Raw genomic sequence first — 25,339 nt, 5'->3', positions numbered from 1 at the left:
AGTTCCGCAGATACTTACAAGGAGCCTCCTGTGTCTAAAACAATCAATATCATCGCCCGTAAAACCGCCAGTAAAACAGTCCTCAACAGTGAGGGGAATCTCTCCATTTTACTGACCGAACCGAGCGTAGTGCAGATTCAGGGGGCGCCGGCAAACGTCGAGCGATATGTTCGTCAGGGAAAAGACCTGCTCATCTACATGAAAGATGGCTCGGTCATCCGCTGCAGCAACTATTTTTCAGCCTTTGGCGAAGAGGACGGTAAACAGTCAGAATTGGTGTTTATGGATGACAACCAGCAACTGACCCATATCACTTTTGCCGAAACGGGCGAAAGCCTGGGCATGGGCCAGGTTGCGCTGACGCCGCAGGCGACGCCGATTGCCAGTATTGAACCTTTTATCGAACAGAGCGCGCTGGATAACCTGCCGTGGGGCTGGATTGCAGGCGGCGTGCTGGTGGGCGGCGGCATCGGCGCTCTGCTGGCAAATGATGATGGTGGGGGGAGCCATACCACTGTCATCGATAATACCAGGCCGGTTGAGACGGCAAAGCCGTCGTTTGTTGTCTCTGACGATCAGGGTGACAAGCAGGGCGTATTGAGCAGCAATGCGCTGACCGATGACACCACCCCAACGTTCTCCGGCACCGGGCAGCCGGGTAGCACGATTCAAATCAAAGATGCCAGCGGCAACACCGTCGCCAGCGCGATGGTCAGCAGCGACGGCACCTGGAAAGTGACGTTACCGACCCAGAACGCAGGCTCGCATACCTGGAGCGTGGTGCAGATCGACGGTAGCAAAACTACCGATGGCGGCAAAATCACCCTGGAAGTGGTGACGGCGAAGGCCAGTATTACCGCTGATACCGTGAGCGGCGATAACGTCGTCAACGCAACAGAAGCGGCCAGCGCCGTTATCGTCAGCGGACAGTCAAAAGAGCTCGCGGCGGGCACCACGCTCACTGTGACGCTAAACGGCAAAACGTACACCGCAGAAGTGGGCGCAAACGGAAGCTGGCAGGTTTCGGTGCCTGCCGCCGATATCGGCAAGCTGGCACAGGGTACGCATCAGGTCAAGGTCACGGGTACGGATAGCACCGGCAATATCATCACGGGTGAACAAACCCTGATGGTGGATACCCAGGCACCAAATACGACAATCAATAAGCTGACTGATGACAACGTTCTTAACAGCGGTGAGCTGGCGACAGCGCAAAGCCTGAGTGGCACAACCGACGCCGAAGAAGGGCAGACGGTCACCGTAAACATTGGCGGCAAGAGCTGGACGACCACCGTCCAGGCTGGCGGGAAATGGCAGATTTCCATCGATGCCGACGCGCTTGCAACGCTCCCTCAGGGGCCGAATGCCATTACCGTCACGGTCAGCGACAAGGCGGGTAACGAAACCACCACGACGGGCAGCGTGACAATAAGCAGCGTCGGGCCAGCCCTCACGGTGGATAGCCTGACTGCTGATAACGTATTGAATGCTCAGGAGCAGTCGGAAGTGCAGATCCTCAGCGGTACCACCGATGCCGCGCCGGGTAGCAAAGTGGAAGTGACCATCAATGGCACCACGATAATCGGCGCGATCTCCAGCGACGGGAAGTGGAGCGCGCCGTTAACCCCTGCGCTGATTAGCCAGCTTGAGCAGGGGCAGCACACGGCCCAGATTACCATCACCGATGCGGCGGGCAACGTCAGCAGCGGTGAGCACACCTTCACGATGGCGGCGGAAGCGCCGGTAATCCAGATTGATGAGATCAATGGTGCGCACACGCTGAATGCGGATAGTGTCAGCCAGCCGTTGACCATTTCCGGTACCACTAACCTTGCGGTGGGCACTGAATTAACCGTTACTCTGAACGGCCAGGTTTATCAGTCTACCGTTGAAAGCGCGCAGGGCGGGGGCAACTGCTGGTCAGTCATTGTCCCGGTGGAAGACCTGGTGTCACTGGATAACACCACCTACTCGGTGACCGTCGCGGGGGCCAACGCGATTGGTAACGCGGTTGAAAACAGCGGCAAGCTGGTAGTGGATACTTTATCGCCAGTGGTGACGCTGAATACCGTCGCTGGCGATAACCTGCTGGGCGTGGACGACGTGGCGCAAAGCCAGTACATCACCGGTTCTGTCAGCTATGCGAAACCGGGCGATACCGTCGCTGTTTCGTTGAACGGCATTTTGCTGGGCAACGCTGTCGTTAAAAGCGATCTGAGCTGGGAGAGGGAAGTGACCTCCGCGCAGTTGCAGGCGCTGGGCGACACCGAAGTGAATATCACCGCCACCGTGACCAACTTCAGCGGCAACAGCGCCACGACTCACGGGGCATTCGTGATCAGCGCTAACCTGCCGGGTCTCGGCGTGGACATCGTCTCCGGTGATGACATCATTAACGCCATCGAACTGAATCAATCCCTGACCATCAGCGGTACCAGCAGCCATATTCAGGCGGGCACGACCGTACAACTGGAGATCAATGGTCAAGCGTTTACCGCGCAGATTGGCCCTGGCGGGCGCTGGCAGACGGGCATCAGCAGCGATCAACTGAAAACGCTGGTTGAGGGGCAGGACAGCCTGACCATCACCGTCTCTGCTAATGACGGCTTCAACGAGGCAACCGGCAGTCATGGTGTGACCGTCGATCTCAACCCGGTCGCTGTCTCCATCAACCCGGTGACGGGCGATGACATGATCAATGCCGCCGAAAAAGGGGCGGGGATCACGCTGGAAGGTCTGACACAGACTGTGGAAGCGGGTCAGACCGTGGTGATCCGCATTGGCGGCGCAACGCTCACTGCCACCGTAGAGCCCGACGGTAGCTGGCACTGTGACGTGCCGGCAAGCGTGCTGTCGAATCTTGCCGATGGCGCGGCGGATATTCAGGTCAGCGTCACCAATACCAGCGGCAATAGTGCCAGTAGCGGTCGTCAGGTCACTGTCGATACACAACCTCCGTCTGTCAGCATTGACTCCCTGACCGATGACAACATTCTTAACGCGGCAGAAGCGACGCACACCGCCGGGCAAATCCTGAGCGGCATCACCTCGGCAGAGCCGGGGCAGACTGTTACCGTTCGCCTAAATGGTAAATCCTACCCCGCTGAAGTAGCAGATGATGGCACCTGGCGCCTGACCGTTCCGAAAGCAGATTTAACCGCGCTGGGTCAGGGCGCGCAAAGCGTCACGGTGACCGTACAGGATCGCGCGGGCAACAGTAGCACCTCATCGCAGGACATCCTGGTCGATACGCTCGCACCGACGGTGATTATCGACACATTCACCGCCGACAACGTGATAAACCAGGGAGAGCATCAACTGGCGCAGGTGATTTCCGGCTCCAGCACCGGGGGCATCGCGGGTGATAGCGTGACCGTCACGCTGTACTACGGCACTGGCAGTGACGCACAGACAGAAACCTTCACCACCGTACTGGATGCCGCTGGCCGCTGGAGCATCGGCGTCGCGGCTGACAAGATTCAGGCCCTTGCCGCAGGTGAGGCGAAAATTACCGCCAGCATTACCGACAAAGCCGGTAACACCGGTGAGAGTGAAAATGTCTTTACCGTGAGCCTTGCCGCGCCAGAAATCGCCATTAATCACGGTGTGGCAAGCGACGATGTGATCAACGCCATCGAAAAAGGCCAGAGCCTGGAGGTGAGCGGTAGCAGCAACCAGCCGGGCCGTCAGATAACGCTGACCCTCAACGGGCGTGAATACCAGACAACCGCCGACGCGCAGGGTGACTGGTCTGTCACGATCACCCCGGCAGACCTCGCGGCGCTGGGCGAAGCGCAATACGCCCTCAGCGCAAGCGTGACCGATAGCGCGGGCAACAGCGCCTCAACCAGCCATAACGTGGTAGTGGATACCGCCGCGCCGCAGGTGGTGATCACCGGGCTTGATGGCAACGACAGCGTCATCAGCCTCGATGAAGTCAACACCGGGCAGATCCTGACGGGCTACGTGGTCAACGCGGAAGCGGGCAGCACTGTCACGGTGACCGTGGGCGGCATTAGCAAAGACGCCATCGTGAACGGTGCTGGCGAATGGAACATCGAATTAACCAAAGATGAACTCACCGCGCTGGGCGATGGTGAACTGAACTTTACGGCGGAAGTCACCAACGTCCACGGCAACCGTGGCACAGGCGAATATCAGTCCGAAATTGACGCCACTCTTCCGGGGATCCGCATCGACACCGTGGCAGGTGATGACGTGGTTAACCTGATTGAACAGGGCGCGCCGGTAGTGATCAGCGGTACGGTAAGCGGTGCGAATACCGGGGCGGCTGTCCTGGTCTCCGTGAATGGCAAGGATTACAGTACCACGCTGCACGCGGACGGTACCTGGTCGGTGACCGTTCCGGCGACCGATGTTGCACGCTGGCCGAACGACGCGCTGAAGATTGATGCCAGTGTCGATGACCACGCCGGAAATACCGGCTCCTGGCAGCATACGATCGATGTGGATCTCGATACCGTGGCTATCTCAATTGAGAACGTCACCGCAGATAACGTGATTAACGCCACCGAGCAGGGGCAGCCGCTGGTACTGAAGGGGACGACCTCCGGTGTGGAAGCGGGCCAGACTGTGACCATTCTGTTTGGGGGTCATCAGTACACCACCACCGTTGATGAAAATAACGGCTGGAGTTACACCCTGTCGCCATCTGACCTGGCTTCGCTGCGCGAAGGTGACGCGACGGTGCAGGTAAGCGTCAGTAACCAGAACGGCAATCAGGCGCACAGCGCACAGGGTTACGAGGTTGATCTCAGTGCACCGACGATTGTGCTCGATGCGGTCACCGGTGATAACGTGATTAACGCGGCAGAAGCCACGGCCGGGTTTACCATTCAGGGCCAGAGCAACGCGGAGATGGGCCAGAAAGGTCAGGTGACCTGGAATGGAAAAGCGTACGAGGTCGTTGTTCAGGCCGATGGTAGCTGGAGCGCGCAGATCGATGCGGCGGATGCGGCGCAGGTACCGCAAGGCCCGCAGCAGGTCGTGGTCACTCTGACGGATAAAGCCGGAAACAGCACGACAACCACGCAAACGCTGCTGGTGGATACCCAGGCGCCTGTTGTCACCATTGATAAGGTCGGCGGCAGCGACAACACGCTGAACAGCACCGAACATCGCCAGTCGCAAATTATCAGCGGCAGCGTGACGGACGCAGCGGCGGGCGATATTGTCACCGTTGCGGTAGGAAGCTGGAGCATCACCACCGTGCTGGACGCCGCCGGGCGCTGGAGCGTTGGGATGCCTGCGGATTCCGTCCTCGATCTCAAGGAAGGCAAGCAAACTATTCTGGTGACCGTCAAAGACAGCGCCGGAAACATTGGCACGGGCAGCCATGACTTCAATGTCGCCCTGGCCGCGCCGGAAATCGCTATCGATGCGGTAGACAATAACGGTGTTATCAACGCGCAGATGCGTGGCGAAGGCATTACGCTTACCGGCACCAGCAACCAGAAGGGTGTTGAGGTAACCCTGACCCTCAACGGCAAAAATTACACGGCCACCACCGATGCTGACAGCGGCGTCTGGCAGGTCGCGTTATCGCCTGCCGATTTGGCGCTGTTAGGCGAGGCCGGTTATACGCTGGTTGCCAGCGTCACTGATGCCGCGGGCAACAGCGCCAGCGCAAGCCAGGCCATCCTGGTGGATACCGCATCCCCGGTGCTGCAAATCGACGGCCTGCAAAACAATAGTGATGATGTCATCAACATTGATGAACTGGCCACAGCGCAGACGCTGACGGGTTCTACCCAGAATGTTGAAGCTGGAAAAACGGTGACCATCACCATCGGCGGTCAGGATTATGAGGCGCGGGTTGAGGCTAACGGTACCTGGGAACTGGAACTTCCGAAGGCGATGCTGGAGGCCTTAGGCGATGGTCGCCTGACGGCGACCGCCTCTGTCACTAACGAACATGGCAACAGTACGCAAAGCCAGTATCAGTTCACCATCGATATCGACAAACCGGGCATTCGTATCGATACCGTGTCGGGCGATGACGTTATCAACATCCTCGAACACCAACAGGATTTACTGATCAGCGGTACGGCGCAGGGCGCGGAAGCGGGCGCGGATGTGATTGTGACGATCAATGGCGTTTCGCACACCACCACGCTGCATGCCGATGGAAGCTGGTCTGTCAACATAGGTTCGCAGGAAGTGGCGGGCTGGAGCGGCAGCGAAGTCGTGATTGGCGCAAGCGTTGCCAACATCAACGGCAACCAAAGCGCCATTGAGCATAAAGTTGAACTGGATCTCAGTGCGGCTGCGATCACCATCGATCCTATCACCGCGGATGACGTTCTCAATTTGACCGAGCGCGGCGAGCCGTTGACTCTGGGCGGCGCGGTGGTGGGCATTGAAGACGGTCAGTATGTGACGGTTACCTTCGCGGGCCATCGCTATGATGTTGAAGTGGCTGGCGGTCGCTGGACGCTTGAGGTTGCCGCGGTGGATATGGGCAGCCTGAAAGAGGGCGAGGCCAGCATCCGCGTCAGCACCAGCAATATCAACGGCAATAGCGCATCGGCGGAACGTCAGTTTGTGATCGACGCCACGCCGCCGACCATCAGCATCAACACGGTTGAAGCGGATAACCAGGTCAACGCGCTGGAAGCGGAGGCCGGTTTTGACATTAGCGGTACCACCAACGCCGAAGCGGGCCAGAAGGTTATTGTTAAATGGCTGGATGACACCTATACCGCCGACGTCACGAGTGACGGTACCTGGCGCGTACACATCGATGGTGTGCAGGACGTCACGACGCTGGCGCAGGGGATGCAAACCGTGGCTGTCAGCGTGCAGGATAAGGCGGGCAACACCAGCAGCCAGACGCACAGTGTCAATGTTGACACACAGGTACCGGAACTGACGCTGACGCCGGTAACCGGCGACAACAAACTGAACGCCACTGAACTGAAACAGGCGCAGATTATTTCGGGCTCCTGCCTGAATGCGGAACCGGGCTCCCTCGTTACCGTCACCTTCAATAACAAAAGCTACACCACGGTGCTGGACGACAACGGCAACTGGCAGTTGGGCGTGCCGCCAGCAGGCAATCTGATTGCTGGTGAATATCCGCTGGAGGTTACGGTCACCGACAGCGCGGGCAACTTCGACACGCTGACCAGCAGTGTGGAAGTGGTGCTGGATCTGCCGTTAATCGCCATTAATCAGGTGGCGGCTGACGATGTGGTTAACGATGCAGAGAAAGCCGCAGGTATCACCATCACGGGTACGAGCAATCAGTCGGATCGCGACATTCTCGTGACCCTGAACGGGCGCGATTACACTGTCAAAGCTGATGGCGATGGCAACTGGCAGGTCACCGTTCCTCCGGCGGATTTAGCCGCGCTGGGCGAAGCGAACTATACGATCACCGCCAGCGTCACTGACGAAACGGGCAACCATCAGAGTACCAGCCGTCCGATCACCGTGGATACCGCTTCACCGCAGGTCACCATTACGCGGCTGGCGGATGATGATGTGATTAACCTTGAAGAGAGCGGGCAGGATCAGTTTATTAGCGGTACCGCGAAAAATGCCGAAGTGGGCAGTAACGTCGTGGTGACGTTGGGCGGACAAACTTTCGAGACGACGGTTGAAACCGGCGGCGTCTGGACGGTCACTATTCCGAAAGATACCTTCAGCGCCTTTGGCGACGGCCCGTTAACGGCGACCGCGACGGTCACTAACGGTCGTGGCAACAGCGGCAGCGCAGTCTATGAATTGAGCGTGGATACTGGTGTACCGGGTCTGCGTATTGATACCGTGGCGGGTGATGACGTTATTAACATCCTGGAAGCCCAGGGCGATATCACCATCAGCGGCACCAGTACGGGCGTGGCGAAAGGGCATGATGTCACGGTCACCATTACCGGAATGCGAGATGGCGTGGTGGAAACCACCACCTATACCACGCAGGTGAATGGCGACGGTCGCTGGTCGGTGATCGTACCGGAGACGGATGTCAGCCGCTGGCAAAACGGCGAACTGAGTATCGTCGCCAGCGCACAGAACATGTCAGGTAACGCAGGCAGCAGTTTCGGCCATCTGGCGCAGGTTGATTTGAACGCGGTGGCGGTGAGTATCGATCCTGTCACAACGGATAACGTGATCAACGCTGAAGAACGTGCAAACGGAATTACGTTGACCGGCAGCACCTCCGGTATTGAAGTCGGACAGAGCGTGACGGTGACTTTTGCCGGGCATGAGTATCAGGCTCGGGTGGAAGATGACGGAAGCTGGCACGTCGATCTTTCAACGGAGGATTTAGCGTCGCTACGTGACGGTTCCGCCAGCGTGCAGGTGAGCGTCAGCAGCGTTAACGGTAATCAGGCCGATGCGGGGCGTCAGTATGAGGTTGACGTTACTCCGCCTGCATTAAGCGTTTCCAGCGTCGCGGGAGATAACGTCATTAACCTGGCCGAAGCGCAAGGCGGCTTTGTGGTCAGCGGCTTCAGCGGCGCAGAGCAGGGGCAAACGGTACAGGTTGAATGGAACGGGGAGTGGTTTAGCGGCACGGTGGCTGACAACGGTGCATGGAGCATCACGCTGCCAGCAGCACAGAGCGCACTGCCGCAGGGCAGTTTTGAACTGAATCTGAAAGTCAGCGATCTGGCGGGCAATGAAACCCGTATCACGACCGACGTCAATGTGGATACCCTGCCGCCGGTGATTACCGTGGATAATATTGCCGGCGACAATATCCTGAATGCTTCCGAGCACGGTCAGGCGCAAATCATTAGCGGTACGTGCAGTGATGCGGAAGCCGGGGCGATTATTACGGTTTCTATCGGCGGGAAAAACTACACCACCGCGCTGAACAGCGACAATAAATGGAGCATTGGCTTACCGGCTTCTGCGGTTTCCGCATTGAACGAAGGAAGCAACCCGCTGGTGGTGACGGTTTCGGACAAGGCGGGTAACGCAGGCCGCCTGGAAAGCACCTTCACGGTGAATACCGCACAGCCAGAAATCACCATCAACGCGATTGCCAGCGATGACATCATCAACCTGAACGAAAAAGGTCAGGATCTGGCGATCACCGGCACCAGCAACCAGCCGAATCAGACCATTACCGTCACGCTGAACGGCGTGCTGTACACCACTGTGGCAAACGTCGATGGCGACTGGTCTGTCACTGTGCCGCCGTCAGCATTATCGGGACTGGGTGAAGCCAGTTACACCGTGACCGCCAGCGTGACCGATACGCTGGGCAACCACAAAACCGTCAGCCACGATGTGCTGGTGGATACGACGCTGCCGCTGCTGACCATCGACACCATTGCCGGTGATAACGTCATTAACGATGACGAAATCAAAACCGAGCAGACCATTAGCGGTCGCGTGGTAAACGCGGAAGCCGGGCAAAAAGTCTATATCGATATCGGGCTCAGCGAGCCGCTTGAAGCCATTGTGCAGGCGAATGGTACCTGGTCGGTGAACGTCAGCGCGGAGGCGTTGCAGAGTATTGGCTATGGCGACCTGACGGTGAAAGCCTGGGTTGAGAACCAGAACGGTAACCGGGGCGACGCCAGCCGTGAGATCCTGCTTGATGTCTCCTATCCGTCGATTCGTGTCGATACGGTGGCAGGCGATGACGTGATCAACGCCATTGAACTGGGCAATTCTCTGGTGCTTTCCGGCACATCAACCGGGCTGGATAACCTGAAAGGGCTGACGATCGTCATCAATGGCGTGAACTACGATGCCGCGCTGGATACCCAGGGGAACTGGCAGCTTCTCTTCTCGCCGCAGACGATGCAAACCTGGCCGGAGGGCCCTCTGGTGATTGCGGTTAGCGGCACCAACGCCTCGGGCAACGTGCAAAACATTGCGCACACGGTTGAGGTCGATACGCAAGCCGTCGCGGTGTCGGTGAATACTCTGTTTGGCGACGATCGCCTGAACGCGGCGGAGCAAGGCGCTGAACAAACGCTGACCGGCGAGACGCGCGGCGTCGAAAATGGTCGCGATGTCATCATCACCCTGAACGGTAAACAGTACACGGCGACGGTGAATAACGGGGCCTGGAGCCTGACGTTGAGTGGTTCAGACCTGGGCGCGCTGCGCGACGGTCAGACAACGGTTCAGGTTTCTGTCTCTAACGCCCACGGCAATACCGCCAGTGCGGAACGCCAGTTCGTGGTCGATACCGAATCCCCGATGCTGACCCTCAACACGGTCGCGGGCGACAATATTATCAACAGCGTGGAAGCCACTGCAGGGGTTACCCTCAGCGGCACAACGAATGCGGAAGTTGGCCAGACGGTCACCGTATCCGTTGGCAACCAGACGCTGGGAACGGCGCTGGTACTTGCGGGCGGGATCTGGAGCATGGTCGTTGATGCCAGCACGCTGGCGCAGGGGTCACACGATCTGACCATCGCGGTGACGGATAAAGCCGGGAACAGCACCTCGCTGGAGCACAGTGTTCTGATCGACACGATAGTACCAACCATCACTCTCGATAGCCTGACGGCTGATAACGTGCTGAACGCGACCGAAGCGGGTCAGGCGCAGGTGATCAGCGGCAGCAGCACAGGGGCGGCCGCCGGAGACAAAGTGGTGGTAACGCTGGGGGATCACACCTATTCGACCATCGTGGATGGCAGCGGGCGCTGGAGCGTCGGGGTGAAAGCCAGCGATCTGGCGGCGCTCGATGATGGCGAGCATGTGATTGAGGTGACGATCACCGATGCCGCAGGCAACGTCGGGACGGACGCCTTCCCATTTGCCGTTGACACGACGGCACCGGTTCTGACTATCGCCGAGATCGCCGGAAACGATCTCCTGAGCAGCGACGAGCGCGGTACGGATCTCACCGTGACCGGTACGTCAGATATTCTGACCGCAGGCGTACAGGTGACCGTTCGTCTGAACGGCAAGACCTACTACGGCGTAACGGAAGCGAACGGTAACTGGTCGGCGATTGTGCCGAAAGAAGATCTTCCGGCGCTGGTGGACAACCATCAATACGACGTCAGCGTGAGCGCGACGGATGCCGCCGGGAATACCGGAAGCGCCAGCCGTCCGCTGGATATTCAGACCAGCCTGCCGCGCGTGACCATTGATGCCATCACTGCTGATGATGTGGTGAATAATGTTGAAGCGGCGGCGGGGATCGTCATCACCGGCTCCACCGATGTGGCGGTGAGTAGCGTGACCGTCACCATTGGCGGGCAGACGTTCACAGGCGATCAGGTGGTGCTGACGGACGACGGTACGCGTTGGTCGTTGGCGCTCGACGCTGACACCCTTTCCGGGTTGGGCGATGGCGCACTGACGGTCAACGTCACCGCGACGGATGAATATAACAACCAGGGCAGCGCCGAGCGCGAAATGACTATCGACGCCAGCCTGCCGGGGATCCGTTTCAACACGGTTGCAGGTGACGACATCATTAACGCCGCCGAGCTGAATCAGTCTCTGTGGGTGAGCGGAACCAGTGAGCATATTGCGAAAGGGACGAAGTTCACGCTGACGTTGATGGATGGCAATATCGAAATTTTCTCGTCTGATGACGTCATGATCGGCAATGACGGACGGTGGATCATCGAAATTCCAGCCGAATACGTCGGTTCAATGAATGACGGCACGGTCACCCTGACAGCTAGCGGCGCGAATATTTCGGGCAACACCATTTCTGTCAGCCACGATGTGGATGTAGTGACCGCCGGGCCGGCTATCGCGATTGACGCGTTCAGCAACGATAACATTATTAACGCCAGCGAAGCGGCGACGGAACAGGTGCTTACCGGCACCAGCGTGGGTACTGCCGCAGGTAACCCGGTGGTGGTGTATGTCGGTGGCCAGCGACTGGATACCACCATTAAAGCGGACGGCACCTGGGAAGTGACGGTCACCGACGCGATGTTTGCCGCCATTAAAGACGGCAGCGTTGCCGTTGAAGCCAGCGTGACGAACTCGCAGGGAAATAGCGCCAGCGCCAGCGGGACGTTCGTTCTCGATACTACGCCGCCGACGCTTTCGGTAAACCCATTGACCGATGATAACGTTGTCAACGCCAGCGAAGCGCAGGTGACACAGATCCTGAGCGGTTATACCAACGCGGGTGAAGGGCAGACTGTCACGGTGAAAGTGGGGAATGAAACCTTGCTGGCCGACGTCAACGCCGAGGGTACCTGGCAGGTGGATGTGCCAGCCAGCGTGTTCGACGGCATTAGCAACGGTAGCGTATCGTTTGCCGTCAGCGTCAGCGATGTCGCCGGAAACAGCACGACGCAGAACAGCGTGGTGAACGTCGACACCGTTATCCCACAGGTCACCGTGAACCCACTGACCGGCGATAACATCATCAACGCCACCGAAAAGGGCCAGGCACTGGTGATTGACGGCGGCAGCACAGACAGCGCACCGGGCGACACGGTTATCGTGACCGTGAACAATGTGGAATATCACACCGTCGTCGACAGCAACGGTGAGTGGCGCGTTGGCATTCCGGCCAGCGAAATGGCCAAACTTAGCGAAGGCGACAACAACTTCACGGTCGTGATTGCTGACCGGGCCGGGAACGAACAGACCGTCATCCATGACTTCACCGTCAACACCGGCAAGCCGCAACTGGACATCGATACTCTTGCCGAAGATGGCGTTCTCAACGCAACCGAAAAAGGCCAGCCGCTGACCATTAGCGGAACCAGCGATCTGCCCGCCGACACCGAGGTGCTGGTGACGCTGGCAGGGCTGAGCTACATCGCGAAGACCGATGCCACCGGTAAATGGAGCGTTGAGGTGAGCGCAGCCGATCTGGCAACGCTTGGCGAAGCAAACTACACCGTAAGCGCCAGCGCCGTGGCGGGTGATGGTAACAACGTGACCACCACGGAACCGTTGCTGGTCGATACCCAAGCGCCGGTGGTGACCGTCTCTATCATCGCCGCCGACGACATCATTAACAGTACGGAAGCGCAGGGGGCTGTGCTTATCGGCGGTAGCGTAACGGGCGCGGTATCAGGCGATCGCGTCGTGGTCACCCTCAGTGGCCTGGCTGCGAAAACCGCAACGGTGGATGCCGCAGGTAACTGGAGTGTCTCCCTGACGCCAGCAGACATGGCGATGCTGGGCGACGGGCCGTTGACGGCAGACGTGGCTATCACCAACGCCCACGGCAACGTGGGCTCTGGCAGCCGTGATTTCACCCTCGACACGGGTGTACCGGGGATCCGTATCGATGCCCTGACCGGCGATAACGTGCTGAACATCGCGGAACTGGCGCTGGATGTGTGGGTCACCGGGATGACTTACGGCGTGGAGCCGGGGGCGACGGTCACCGTCACTATCGGTAGTGATATAAGGCAAACGACCGTTAACCCGGACGGCAGTTGGGCATTCAGCGTTCCACAGAGTGTGGCTGGCGGCTGGACGGGGGAAATTACCGTTGAGGCGTCCGTTGAGAACAGCGCAGGTAATGTCGCTGTCATCCGCCAGGATGTGCAGATTGACAACGCACCGGTATCGGTGGCGATGGATGTGATCACCGCCGATAACGTCCTTAACGCCGCAGAAAAAGCAGGCGAGGTGGTGCTGAGCGGCACAACCAGCGGCATTGAAGACGGGCAAGTTGTGACCCTCACCGTGGGCAATAAACAGTTTACCGCCACGGTGAATAACAACACGTGGAGCACGACCGTTCCCGCCGGTTCTCTCGCCGCGCTGCGCGACGGCGAAGTGACTGTGCAGTTGAGCGTCAGCACAGTCAGCGGTAACAAAGCAACCAACAGCCACACCTTCGACGTTGACACGCACGCACCGGTGCTGGCCATCGACCCGGTGACGGCTGACAACATTCTGAACAGTACCGAACTTAGCCAGACGCTGACCTTAACCGGCACCAGCGATGCTATCGGGCAGACGCTCTCACTGACGCTGAACGGCAAAACGCACGACGCCGTCGTGGGGAGTGATGGTCGCTGGTCATTGAATGTGAGCGCAGCGGATCTGGTCGACCTGAACGACGGGCTGAACGACATCAAACTGGTCATTACAGATGCAGCGAACAACCGCACCGAAACGACCCATTCCGTGCTGGTTGATACGGTTGCGCCAACGCCAACCATCAACACGGTGGCGGGTGATGACAAGATCAACATCACTGAACTGGGCCAGGCGCTGGTCATCAGCGGCGGCACCACGAACGGCACGACGGGCGATAAAGTGAGTGTGGTGCTGAACGGTAAAACGTACACCACGCAACTGGATGCGAACGGTAACTGGAGCGTTGGCGTGCCGGCGGCGGATATGGCCGTGCTGGAAAGTATCGGTTATGAAATCAATGTGACCGTGACCGATAGCGCGGGCAATAGCCAGTCGCTGGAACACACCATTGACGTGGATACCGGCATTCCGACACTGCGCTTTGATACGCTGTCCACCGACGGGGTGCTTAACGCCATTGAACAAATGCAGCCTCTGGCGGTATCAGGCATCAGTTCACTGGCCGAGGGTACGGTGGTGACCGTCACGCTCAACGGCGTGAATTATCAGACGCAGACTGAGGCAGGCGGCGGGTGGTCGGTTTCCGTTCCGGCGGAAGCGCTGGCGAAACTGGGGGAGGCGGATTATACGCTGACCGCTAGTGCCGCAGGCAGCAGCGGAAACAGCGTGACGGATACCACGTCGCTGCTGGTGGATACCCGCGCACCGACGATCACCATTCTGCCGGTGTCCGACGATGACATTATCGGTATGACCGAAATGAACGGTGTCGTGACGATTAACGGTACGGTAAGTGGCGCGGCTGAAAATGATGTGGTGACGGTGATTATCGCCGGGCAATCGCATACCACAAACGTGAAGAGTGACGGCACCTGGACGGTCGAGTTAGGTGCAGGCGAACTCTCTGCACTGGGCAGCGGGCCGCTGACCATTACTGCGAGCGTTACCAATGGGCATGGCAATATCGGCTCCGGTCAGCACGGTATCACGCTTGATAGCACCGAACCGGGCATTCGTATCGATAGCGTCACCGCAGATAACACCCTGAACCTTGCTGAAAGGGCAAGCGATCTGCTCATCAGCGGCACGACCACGGATATTCCGGTCGGCAGTACGGTTTCTGTCCTCGTGAATGGTGAAGCGGTAGGCACAGCATCGACGCTGGCTGATGGTTCATGGCTGCTGAAACTCACGCCAGACCAGATGGAAAACTGGAGCGGGGCGTCGATCACCGTTACGGCGAGCGTAGAGAAAGGCAGCGGCAATCGCGCTGAAATTAACGAATCCGTGGCGATGGATCTGCGTGAAACCTCCGTTTCTATCAATCCGGTGACGGCAGATAACGTGGTGAACGGTGCGGAAAAATCAGGCGAAATCGTCCTGACGGGCGACACCACTAACATCGACAACGGGCGTACCGTGATGGTGACCGTGAACGGCAAGCAATTCACCGGCACGGTGCAGGATAACGCCTGGAGCGTCACGCTGGATGCGGGGGCGCTGAACGGGCTTCGCGACGGTGATGCCGTCGTGCAGGTGAGCGTGTCTAATGCCAGCGGCAACAGCGCCAGCAACAGCCTGAACTTTGTTATTGATACCACCGCGCCGACGATCTTCATCGATGCGGTTACCGCAGATAACGTGCTGAACGGTACGGAAGCGCGCGGTGAAGTGGCGGTGTCGGGCACCACCACGGCGGAAGTGGGCCAGACGGTCACGGTCAATATTGGCGGCGTTGAGCAAACCGCTCTGGTGACGGCAGGCGGCGTCTGGACTGCGCTCTTTGCCGCCGATGCGCTCAGTCATCTGGCGCAGGGGTTAACCACGGTTAACGTCAGCGTGAGCGATAAGGCGGGTAACCCGGCATCCGGCAACCACACCTTCCTGGTGGATACCCAGGCTCCGACAGTGGCGGTAAACGATCTGACCGCCGATAACATCATCAACGCGGCGGAAAAAGGCCAGGCGCTGGTGATCAGTGGTACGACCGTTGATGCGAAAGTGGGCGATATGGTGGTGGTTGAGTTTAATAACAAACCGTATACCACACAGGTGGATGCCAGCGGCACATGGCGCATTGGCGTCACCGCAGAAGATATGGCGACCCTGCCGAACGGCAGCGGCGAACTGACGGTCACCATTACCGACAGCGCCGGGAACAGTTCGTCTATCACGAAAGACTATCAGGTCGATCTGGGTGTGCCGACGCTGACTTTTGATGATATTGCCGATGACAATGTGCTTAACGCCATCGAGCGTGGAAGCGACCTGGTTATCAGCGGTAAGAGCAGCGGTCTGGCAGAGAGGGCAACAGTGACCGTCGAACTCGGCGGGCGCGAATATACCGCGCAAACCGATAACGGCGGCAACTGGTCACTGTCGGTTGCGCCGTCCGATCTGGCCTTGCTGGGTGATGCGGGCTATACGGTTAGCGCCAGCGCCAGCAGTGCCAACGGTAACCCGGTTTCCGGCAGCACACAGTTGCAGGTCGATACCCGCCTGCCGGTGGTACATATCGATCTGGTCGCGGGCGATGATGTGATTAACGCGAGCGAAGTGGGCCAAAATCTGACGATCTCCGGTTCGGTGAGTGGCGCTGCGCCAGGCGATAGCGTGCAGGTAATTGTTGCGGGCAAAACGCACAACACCACCGTTGAGGCGAATGGTCTCTGGTCGGTCACCGTCGAGAGCACCGACGTTGCCGGTTTTGGTGACGGCCCGCTGACTATCGATGCCAGCGTGCAGAATGCGCACGGTAATACCGGTTCGGACAGCCGTGATATCGCGGTCAATACCGGTACGCCGGGGATCCGTTTTGATACGGTTGCCGGTGATGATGTGATTAACAGCATTGAGCAGGGCCATGCTCTGGCGGTGACGGGAACCAGTAGCGGGCTGGCCGAAAATGCCATCGTTACCCTGTCCGACGGTCAGGGTGAAAGCTGGACCGGAAGTGTCAACGCTGACGGTAGCTGGGCCGTCTCTGTGCCACAAAATGTGGTCGCAGGCTGGAGTGCGGGCGCGGTGCAACTGAGCGCTACAGCGCAGAACAGCGCCGGGACGACAACCGCAATGGATCACCAAATCACGGTAGATATCGCGCCGGTGGCAATAACCATCGATACCTTTACCGCCGATAACGTGCTGAACGCGATTGAGCGCGGCGAAGCGCTGACGGTGAGCGGCTCAACCCGCAACGTGGAAAGCGGACAGACCGTCACCGTGATGCTGGCGGGCAAAGCCTGGACCGCACAGGTGCAGGATGACGGAAGCTGGCAGTTTACCGTGCCGACAGGTTCACTGAACGCACTGCGCGATGGCACGGCAAATGCCACCGCCAGCGTCACCAATCAGCATGGCAACAGTGCCAGCGCCGAGTGGGCATTCAGCGTCGATGCTTCCGCGCCAACGCTGACGATTGCGGCGGTGACGGCGGATAACGTCCTGAATAAAGCCGAAGTCGAAGGCGCGGTCACCCTCAGCGGCACCACCAGCGCTGAAGCAGGGCAGAGCGTCATCGTGCTTATTAACGGCCAGTCTTATGGCGACCCGGTGACGGTGAACAGCGATGGCAGCTGGAGCCTGACACTTGCCAGTAATGCACTCGCAAGCTTGCCGCAGGGTAGCGCCAGCGTGACCGTTAGCGTGACCGATAAAGCCGGTAACAGCAGCACCGCGACGCAGCAACTGACCGTTGATACCGTTGCGCCGACGGTGACCATCGACCTGATTTCCGGCGATGACATCATCAACGCCGCAGAGCAGAACCAGGCGCTGGTCGTCACCGGAAGCAGCGTCGGCGGCATGGCGGGCGATCGCGTGAGCGTGGAGGTGGACGGCAAATATTACACCACTCAACTGGATGCACAGGGGCACTGGAGCGTGGGCATTCCGGCTGCCGATATGCAGGCGCTGGGGGCGGGTCAGCAGCACGTAAATGTCTCGATTACCGATAGTGCGGGTAACACCGGCACCGAGTCACGCCCGATCGTGGTGGATAATGGTCAACCCTGGCTCAAGTTTGAAGCGATTGCCGTTGATAACGTACTGAACGCCGTTGAACAGGGCGTTAACCTGACCCTTAACGGTACCAGTGATGGTCTGGCGGCGGATACGTGGGTGACGGTCACGCTGAACAGCAAAGCGTACCGCACGCAAATTGATGCCAGCGGTAACTGGTCGCTGGAAGTGACGCCTGCGGATCTGGCGCAGATTAGCGACGGCACGTACACCGTAACGGCAAACGCCAGCAGCGAAGCGGGTAACCCGGCGTCGGGCTCCGCACAACTGGTTGTGGATACCCGCGCGCCAACCGTTACCATCAACGCCATCACCGACGATAACACTCTTAACAAGGATGAATCTGCGCAAGAGGTCGTGGTGAGCGGCAAGGTCTCCGGCGCGGCAGAAAACGACATTGTGTACGTTCTGCTGGCAGGGAAAACCTATGAAGCGACCGTTGACGCCAGCCTGAACTGGCAAGCGACAATCCCGGCGAACGAACTCTCCGCGATTGGCGATGGCGCACTGACGATCACCGCCAGTGTCACCAACGGCCACGGCAACCTCGGCACTGCCCAGCATGACTTTATGGTGGACTACAACGAACCGGGGATCCGTTTCGATATCGTGGCGGGCGACGATGTGATTAACCTCAGCGAACATAACCAGTCGCTGGTGGTGAAAGGCAGCAGTGAGGATCTGCCGGTTGGCGCGAAAGTCACGCTGGTTATCGGCGCGAAAAGCTACAGCGGCGTGGTGGCCGCAGACGGTAGCTGGTCTGTCGGTATTGATGCGGCGGACGTGAAGCAGTGGAATGAAGGCAAACTGGAAATGACCGTCAGCGCCAGCAGCGCGGCGGGAAATAAGGTTGAGATTAGTCATGAAGTCACCGTTGATCTCGCGCCTGTCTCCGTCTCGGTGAATGACGTTACCGATGACAACGTCCTTAACGCGCTGGAGATGAAGCAGCCTCTTACGCTCAGTGGCAACACCACCGGCGTTGAACAGGGGCAAACCGTCACCCTGACCTTTGGCGGCAAGGTCTACACCACCACGGTTGGTGCTGATGGCGCATGGAGTCACACTATTCCAGCGGCAGCGCTTTCGGCCCTGCGTGATGGCACGGCGCAACTGTCGGTTGAGGTCACCAACAAAGTCGGTAACCCGGCGAGCACCAGCCATGAATATCAGGTGGATACCACGCCGCCGCACATCACGCTGAACCCGATAACAGCGGATAACGTGATTAATATCGCTGAAGCCGAAGCCGGTGTGGTGGTCACGGGCACCACCAACGCCCCGGTGGGGACAACGGTTACCCTGACGCTGAATGGTGTGGACTACAGCGGCAGCGTACTGGCTGACGGCACCTGGCAGGTTGATCTGTCCCCAGACGCGCTGGCAACGCTGGCTACCGGGCAATATACCTGCACGGTCACTATCGCTGATGCGGCGGGTAACCCGGCCACCCTCAGCCAGACGGTTTCGGTCGATATCATGGCGCCAACGGTGAGTTTCGATATCACGGCGGGCGACGACATCATTAACCTGGTAGAGCATGGTCAGGCTCTGGTGGTCAGCGGGACGACGAGCGGCACTGTCGCCGGCAATCAGGTCACCGTCACCGTGGGCGATTACACCGTCAGCACGGTGGTGGATGCCAATGGCAAATGGAGCATTGGTGTTCCGGCGCAGATTGTTTCCGCGCTTAACAACGGCACGGTCAATATCAGCGCAACCGTCACCGACAGTGCGGGCAACGCCACCACCCAGGGCAAAGTGGTTACGGTGAACACCTCCAATATTCTGTTGACGATGGATACTCCGGCAGTCGATGGCGTGCTGAACGCCAGCGAGCAGGGGAAAACATTGACGCTGACCGGGTCGAGCAGCGGCCTGGCGGAAGGCAGCGAAGTGACGATCACCCTGAACGGTAAGAACTATACGGCAACGGTAACGGGCGATCGCTGGACAACGACTATCCCGAAAGCCGATCTGGCCTTGCTGACGGACGGCCAGCGTTACACCATTTCGGTGAGTGCGGAAGACAGCGCGGGCAATATCGGCCAGGCGGGGCAATCTCTGCTGGTTGACACTACGCCGCCGGAAATCATCATCGCCCCGGTATCGGGCGACGGATTGCTCAACGCGCTCGAGCAGGGGCAGGCGCTGGTGATTAACGGCTCTACGACGGCGGAAGCCGGGCGGACGTTGACACTCACCGTCAATGGCAAGAGCTATACCGCGACGGTAAACAGCGATGGCAGTTGGCAAACCACGATCCCGAAAGCGGATGTGGCCCTTATGGGCAACGGTACGATTCAGGTGGATGCGATGGTCAGCGACGCGTCAGGCAACCTGGGTAGCAACAGCGAGACCTTCGTTGTCGATACCGTGGCGCCCGTGGTGACGATTAACGTTGTCGCCGGGGACGACCTGGTGAACCAGCCGGAACAGCTCGTGGCGCAGAAAGTGAGCGGTAAAGCGGAAGGCGCTGCCGGTCAGACCATCACCGTGGAACTCGCTGGACGCACCTATACAGCGAAAGTGGCGGCGGATGAAAGCTGGGAAGTCACCGTACCGGCGCTCGACTTCGTCGGCCTGGTGGATGGCAAGTACACCATTACCGCGACCGTGAAAGATGCCGCAGGCAACACCGGAAGTGGCACCCATGAAGTGACCCTGAGCGGCGAGAAACCGGTTATCGCCATCAATACCGTCGCGAAGGATGACGTGATCAACGCCGCCGAAAGAGGGCAGAGCCTGACCATTTCCGGCACCACCACGGCACCACAAGGACAGAAGGTGGTAGTGACGCTCAATAACGTCACCTATGAAACCACCGTGCAGGCGGGCGGGATCTGGTCGGTGCTGGTGGGTACAGTGGCACTGATGGCGCTGACCGACGGCAATGCCTATGAGATCAAAGCCAGCGTCACTAACACCATTGGCAACAGCGGGGAAAGCGTCCACGGCATCAGCGTTGATCTGACGCCACCGCAGATGGCTATCTCGATTGATAGCCTGACCAGCGACAGCGGGTTAGTCGGCAACGACTTTATTACCAACGTTGGCAATGTGGTGCTGAACGGTAAACTCGGCGCGGCACTGGGCCTCGGTGATAAAGCGCAAATCAGCCTTGATGGCGGCGTAAGCTGGATTGATCTGGTCGTCAATGGCACCCAGTGGAGTTATGCCGATGGCCGCACGCTTGAAGACGGTACGCATAACTATCAGGTGCGCGTTGTCGATCAGGCGGGCAACGTCGGTGCTACCGACAGCCAGAACGTGGTACTTGATCGCGTCGCGCCTGACGCCAGCCAGAGCATCATTATCGACCGCATTTCAAGCGATACAGGGATTGCTGACGATGACTTTATTACGTCCAGCCAGACCTACTCGCTGGAAGGACGACTGGGCGCAGGGCTGAAGGCGGGCGAACATCTGCAAATTCGTGTCAACGGCGGCGCGTGGATCGAGCTTGAAGTGAATGGCACCGACTGGATCTACGCCAACGACGCGAAGCTGAATGATGGTACGTACGCCTACCAGCTCCGTGTGATTGACGATGCGGGCAACGTCGGCCAGACCGCCAGCAAAACCGTCACGGTCGACACGGTACGCCCGGATATGACGAACCTGGTCACCATCACGCATATCTCGGAAGACAGCGGTCTGAGCGACAGCGACTTTATCACTAACGATAAAACGCTGACGATCCACGGTTCGCTGGTGAGCACGCTCCAGCCGGGTGAATACGTACAGATCAGCATGGACGGCGGCGTGACCTGGGTGAATACCGTCACTATCGGCACCTCCTGGTACTACAACGACACCCAGGTTCTGGACGATGGCAACCACGAGTATTGGGTGCGCGTGGTCGATGCGGCGGGCAACGTCGGGGCGACGGACAGCGCGACGGTCACCATCGACACGGTCAAGCCGGACGATGCGAAAACCATTACGGTGGACAGCATTTCGGATGATACCGGGTACAGCGATAGTGACTTCCTGACCAATGACACCTCTATCACCCTGTACGGTACGCTGGGGGCGGAACTGAGCGCAGATGAACGCGCCCAGATAAGCCTCGACGGTGGCAAAACCTGGATTGATGTGGTGGTCAACGGCACGAACTGGCGCTATATCGACACACGCTTGCTGGATGACGGTGAAAACCTGTATCAGCTGCGCGTTGTCGATAACGCCGGAAACGTTGGGCAGACGACACAGCAGATTGTCACGGTGGATACCAATGCACCGGGCGGCGTCACCAAAGTGGTGGGCTACACCGATAATACCGGGTCGGATACCGGAAACTTCGGCGCCAATACCGTCACCGATGAACGCTTACCGGTACTGCGCGGCACGCTACTTGAAGCGCTGAAAACGGGCGAGTTTGTCCGGGTTTATGACAGCAACGGCGACTATCTGGGCCGCGCCAGCGTGACCGGTACGGAGTGGATGTTTGCGCTGACGGAACCGCTGCGCGATGGTCAGACCTACGGTTATCAGGCAGCGGTTGTTGACGCCGCAGGTAACGAGGGCACGCTCTCTGACGTGATGAACTTTACGGTTGAGCTGCCAATCACCATCAACACCCAGGATACGCTGGATTCGACGCCGATTATCAGCGGTACGTTGAACTTTAACCGCTATGCGGATGAGTATCTGGAAGTGACGATTGCCGGTACAACCTATAGCTCACGCACGGGCGATGTGGTTATTGAACCGAACAAAAACAGTTGGTATGTGCAGTTGCAGGATTCGCATGCGCTGAATGTCGACACCTATGACGTCACCGCCGTGCTGTTCAACAAAGATGGTCAGGAGATCAGCCGGGATAAAACCGGCAGTGAACTGACCGTTTCGGCGGCACCGGTGATCAGCTTTAGTTCTACGGCGGCCACCAGCAGTGACAGCGGTACAGCGATGACCATTGGTGAGGACGGAACCTGGCGCATTCTGAGCAACTCCACCATCTTTACGCAGAATGGCACCACGTCTTCGACGCTGGGATCGTTTAACTCCGTGTCGCTCAACGGAACCGACCGCCAGCAATCGTCGTCGTTTATCGACTTTGACCGCGACGGCCTGATGGACTTGTTAGGATCGGATACGGAATACGCTAACGGGCAACAGTCGTTTAAGTACAACAGCGACGGCACGTACACCACGTTCCAGGTGGGATCTTACGGGGTTAACGGACAAACCAACGACGGTAACGCCAACACCTACTCATGGTGGGCAGGCATTGTGGGTATCGACTTTGATGGCGATGGCTTCGTTGATGTTGCCTATGGTGATGGAACGCCTAATGACTCCGAAGCTCGGGGGGGTTATGACTCTCAGTTGGTCATGAACACCGACGGAACCATTCTTGGGTTCGATAAGACGGGGGCTTATGTTTACTCACCGACGACCCAGGACGGCGTCGCCTCGACCAACAACAACAACGCTCAGCCTAGCCGTGAACTGTCGGGTGTTGACCTGAACAACGATGGGTATGTGGATCTGGCATATCACGGTACGGGCGGCAGCAACGTTACATCGAAAGGTGGTTCGAGCTCGTCGGACAAACGTTTGGTGATTGTCAGCAACGGCGTGAATGATGCCGGCAATATGACGCTGACGAATACGCAGGTCGTTACCGATGTGTTCTATGGTAATACCGGCACGACGGCTAACCGCTTTACCACCATGATGTGGGCAGATTTGAACGGTGATGGTTTTATGGATCTGTTCATTGGCGGACTGGGTGGACAAGGTGGAAGCTATGGTGCCAACAGCGCAATCTACTACAACGATGGTAAAGGAAACTTAACCCTTGCCTCCAATGGTGTTGGGGCGGGTTACAGCGTGCAAAACTTCGGCGATGAGATCAGCAGCATGACCTCTATCGCCGTGGACTGGAACGGCGACGGCAAGATGGATGTCATCGAAATTGCCGGAGAAAGGGGCAATACCAGTCTGGGGAATGCGAACAACATCGTTGCGCTATGGACTAACCAGGGAACGAACGTGAACACCGGACAGGTAAACTGGAGTATGCCGCAGACGCTGCTGCAGAACGCCAACCTGAGCGGAACCTACGTGAGCACCGGCGGCCTGGCGATTGACCTCGACTATGACGGCGACCGCGACCTGGTGGTATTCAGGGCGCAGGGTGGCGCAACCGCCTACGTCGAAAACAAGAGCGTCATCAAAGACGGCACCAGCATGATTCTGCGTCTCACCGACGCCAACGGCATCAACATCTTCTACGGCAACACGGTGCTGTTGATTGATGAAGCCACAGGCAAAGTGGTCAGCTCGCAAATCATCAACCCGCAGGGTGGCGTCAACATGAACGACTCGACGGCGCTGGTCTACTTCTACGGGCTGGATGCCAGCAAGTCGTACAGCGCGGTGTTGTTGGCGAACGGCCAGCACTACGGCGGTGTCGAGAATTTTGCCTTTGATGACTCCGGCGCGCTGACAACGGTTGCAAATGTCAACAGTACGTGGTCTGGCCTGAAAGCGGTGGAGAAAAACCACGCTTACGTCCTGACGGCTGAAAGCGGAGATAAAGCCGCCGATAGCGCGCTGGCTGCCAGTGATGGCAGTAACACCACGGGCATTATGGGGACGGGCTATAACGACACCCTGTATGCCACGGCGGGCACGCACGTATACAACGGTGCGGGCGGCAGTGTGGTGGTCTCCGATGAAAACGTCTGGAGTTCGACGGGCGGCATGGACATCGTGGACTACAAACTGGCGGGCGATACGGCGCTGAAGATTGATCTGAGTAATGCCAACGCGCAGGAAACGGGCTTTGGCAAAGCGACCTTCGTCAATATTGAAGGCGTGGCGGGCGGCGGCGGCAACGATGTGTTTACCGGTAGCACCGGCGACAACATCTTCGAAGGCCGCGGCGGTAACGACACCTTTAACATCGGCAATGGCGGTCAGGATACGCTGCTCTACAAACTGCTCAACGGGGCTGATGCGACCGGCGGCAACGGCAGCGATGTGGTGAAAGGCTTCACCCTCGGCACCTGGGAAGGGACGGCAGACTCGGATCGTATCGATCTCAGCGATCTGCTTCAGGGCAGCGGCTACACCGCCAATGAAAGCGCGCACTACATCAACGGCATTGCGCAGATGGACGATCCGAACAGCGAATTGTTGAGCTACCTGAAGGTCACCACGGAAGGCAGCAACACGTTGATTCAGGTTGACCTGAGCGGGCAGGGCGGCGATTTCACCACCCTGGTGACGCTGAACGGTGTTCAAACCGACCTCGCGACATTACTGGCAAACCATCAGTTAATCGTAGGCTAAACCCTTAACAGACCCGTCCGCCGTGTGCGGC

General features: G+C 58.5%; 1 protein-coding gene. It reads left to right on the top strand.

The window, feature by feature from the left end; genetic code table 11:
- Positions 1–30 precede the first annotated feature (30 nt).
- The gene (locus DBY68_RS07480; protein ID WP_158529107.1) at positions 31–25,308 is read left to right on the top strand and encodes an Ig-like domain-containing protein; all 25,278 of its coding nucleotides are present in this window, start codon (positions 31–33) and stop codon (positions 25,306–25,308) included.
- Positions 25,309–25,339: the final 31 nt, after the last annotated feature.

This window comes from Pseudocitrobacter sp. RIT415, assembly GCF_003057695.2.
In the GTDB taxonomy this organism is placed as follows: Bacteria; Pseudomonadota; Gammaproteobacteria; order Enterobacterales; family Enterobacteriaceae; genus Pseudocitrobacter; species Pseudocitrobacter faecalis.
This window is presented reverse-complemented; position numbering and strand designations above follow the sequence as displayed.